Origin of the sequence: Ornithinibacter sp. (genome assembly GCF_035443565.1) — a bacterium.
GTDB lineage: Bacteria > Actinomycetota > Actinomycetes > Actinomycetales > Dermatophilaceae > Fodinibacter.
Genome location: NZ_DAORSO010000177.1, coordinates 1 through 2,323 on the forward strand (window position 1 = coordinate 1; position 2,323 = coordinate 2,323).

Below are 2,323 nucleotides of genomic sequence, written 5' to 3' on the forward strand. Positions count from 1 at the left end.
CCCACCGCACGGGTCACGTGATCGACGCCCGGTAGATGCTCTCGATCGACGCGTCGAGCGCGGCGTCGAAGTCGGCCTGGCCCTGCTGGGCCGTGAGGCCCTGGGTCAGGGCCCGGGAGAAGCTCGCGATGACGCCGTGGTTGCGGGCCAGCCGCTCGGTGGCCTCGTCGCGCGTGTACCCGCCGGAGAGGGCGGCGACGCGCAGCACGTTCGGGTGCGCCACGAGGTCGGCGTACAGGTCGTCCTCCTCGGGCAGGGTGAGCTTGAGCATGACCTGCTGGTCGGCATCCAGTGCACCGATCTCGTCCACCAGGGCCGCGTGGAGCAGGGCTTCGGCCGCAGCCTTCTGTGGGCTGGCGATGTCGACCTCGGGTTCGATGATCGGGACGAGCCCCGCGGCGAGGATCGAGCGACCGACCTCGAACTGCTGGGCCACGACCGCGGTCACACCGCGCTCGTTCGCCCACGCGATGACCGAGCGCATCTTGGTCCCGAACACGCCGTGTCCCACCGCCCGTGCGAGCACGGCATCCAGGCCTGGCATCGGCTTCATCAGCCGCACCCCGTCGGCCTCGTCGGCCAGGCCCCGGTCCACCTTGAGGAAGGGCACGACGTGCTTGTCCTGCCACAGGTACTCAGCCGACCCCTTGCCGAGGATCTCGCGGTCCATCGTCATCTCGAAGAGGATCGCGCCGAGGATCCGCTCCCCGGTGAAGGCGGGACTGGTGATGATGCGGGTGCGCATCGCGTGGACGAGGTCGAACATCTCTGCTTCGGTGGCGTACGCCGTGTCGTCGATGCCGTAGAGCCGCAGGGCCTTCGGCGTGCTGCCGCCGCTCTGGTCCAACGCGGCGATGAAACCACGTGCGGTGCGGATCCGGTCGAGCTGGTCGGTGTTCACGGGCGCCACTTCCTCGGGTCACCTCCGTCCTACGCCGCCGTCAGGGCCGCGTCAAGGGCTCCGGGGGAGCGACCCGTCACACCCGAACCGTGTGGGGTGCCGGGATCACTGGGGCCGGCGATAGGGTGTCGCCCACCGACCAGGAGGACCCATGCGCCGCAGCACCCACATCTCCCGATCCCTCGCCGTCACGGCCCTCCTCGGCGCCGGCCTGGTGCTCGGCGGGTGCGGGAGCGAGTCCGTCGACCTCGCCGGTCGCTCGTTCACCTCCACCGAGGTGCGGGGCCACGACCTCGTCGAGGGCAGCAAGGTCGCGCTGTCCTTCGAGGACGGCCGCATCTCCGCGAACGCCGGGTGCAACACCATGAACGGAGCCGCGACCTGGGACGGCGACACCCTCCAGGTCGCCGGGCCGCTGGCGATGACGATGATGGCCTGCGACGAGGCACTCATGGACCAGGACCAGTGGCTCAGCGAGTTCCTCACCTCCTCGCCGGCACTCGCGGTCGACGGCGAGACGCTGACCCTGGGTGACGACACCACCGGCATCACGCTGTCCGAGAACTAGGCCCCTCCCGGTCCGCCAGCGCCGACGCGGCGGTCAGCCCGAGCAGCACGCCGAGGGCGATGGCGACCATCGTCGCGCCCGCCGTCGTCAGCGACGCCGCGCCGTAGACGCGGTCCTCGCCGAGGTACTTCGTGATCCCCAGCAGGCCGAGCGCGCCCGGGACGAGCAGCCAGAACGCGGGCATGAAGGACACCAAAGCCGGTGGACCGCTCGGATGCCGCGCGGCCCAGACCGCGACCGGGGTCATCACGAGCGCCCCGACGAACGCGGACAGCACCCCGCCGAGGACGAGCCCGCCGAGGAGGAGCCCGCTGAGCACCTGCGCGGCGTACGCGACGTAGAGGACGAGGATGATCCATGCGGCGGACCGCGGCCGGGCGCACTCGTGCACCACCACGCCGACCCCGAACAGGACCACGCCGATCCACGGTGCCCAGGCCGGCACCGGATCCGCCGCCAGCTGGGTGACCGACACGGTGGGCACCCCCGCGACGGCGGCAGCACCGACGATTCCCGCCGCGAGCAGGACCAGCCTCATCACCCCCGCGCTGAGGCGGCCCGACCCGGAGATCATCTGCCCGGTCGACAGCTCGATGACCGCGGTCGTCAGCAGCGCCCCGGGCAGGAAGATCACGAGAGGGGCGATGAGTGGGGTCGTCACCGAGAGCTCGGGGAGCACGTCGACGAGCAGGAAGACCGCCAGGGCCACGCCGAAGGCAGCGGCCACCGGAAGGAACACCCCGAAGGATGGGGCGAACCGTCGCACCGCGACCTCGACGACTCCCACGAGCAGGCCGAGACCGGTCGCCACCGCGACGTCGACCCAGCTCCCGCGCAGGATGAGGGCGATCCCG

Annotated in this window: 3 protein-coding genes; 1 reads left to right on the top strand and 2 read right to left on the bottom strand. The window is 71.3% G+C overall.

From position 1 onward, the window contains the following. Positions 1-13 precede the first annotated feature (13 nt). Positions 14-901: a fructose bisphosphate aldolase gene (locus PLL68_RS12850; RefSeq protein WP_324534681.1), complete on the bottom strand. Its 888-nt coding sequence runs from the start codon at positions 899-901 to the stop codon at positions 14-16. A 151-nt stretch (positions 902-1,052) separates the two neighbouring features. Here PLL68_RS12850 and PLL68_RS12855 point away from each other — a divergent pair, with 151 nt between their 5' ends. After that, a complete protein-coding gene (locus tag PLL68_RS12855) occupies positions 1,053-1,469 on the top strand; it encodes an META domain-containing protein (RefSeq protein ID WP_324534683.1) in 417 nt (138 codons plus the stop codon). On the opposite strand, the gene PLL68_RS12860 is transcribed toward PLL68_RS12855, so the two are convergent. After that, positions 1,450-2,323, bottom strand: an 874-nt coding sequence (locus PLL68_RS12860) for a threonine/serine exporter family protein (protein ID WP_324534685.1), incomplete at its 5' end; no start/stop codon positions are given. The genes PLL68_RS12855 and PLL68_RS12860 overlap by 20 nt on opposite strands.

Bases quoted from the DNA above. Each gene is read 5' to 3' on its own strand.
- PLL68_RS12855 (WP_324534683.1), top strand. From the start codon at position 1,053: ATGCGCCGCAGCACCCACATCTCCCGATCCCTCGCCGTCACGGCCCTC.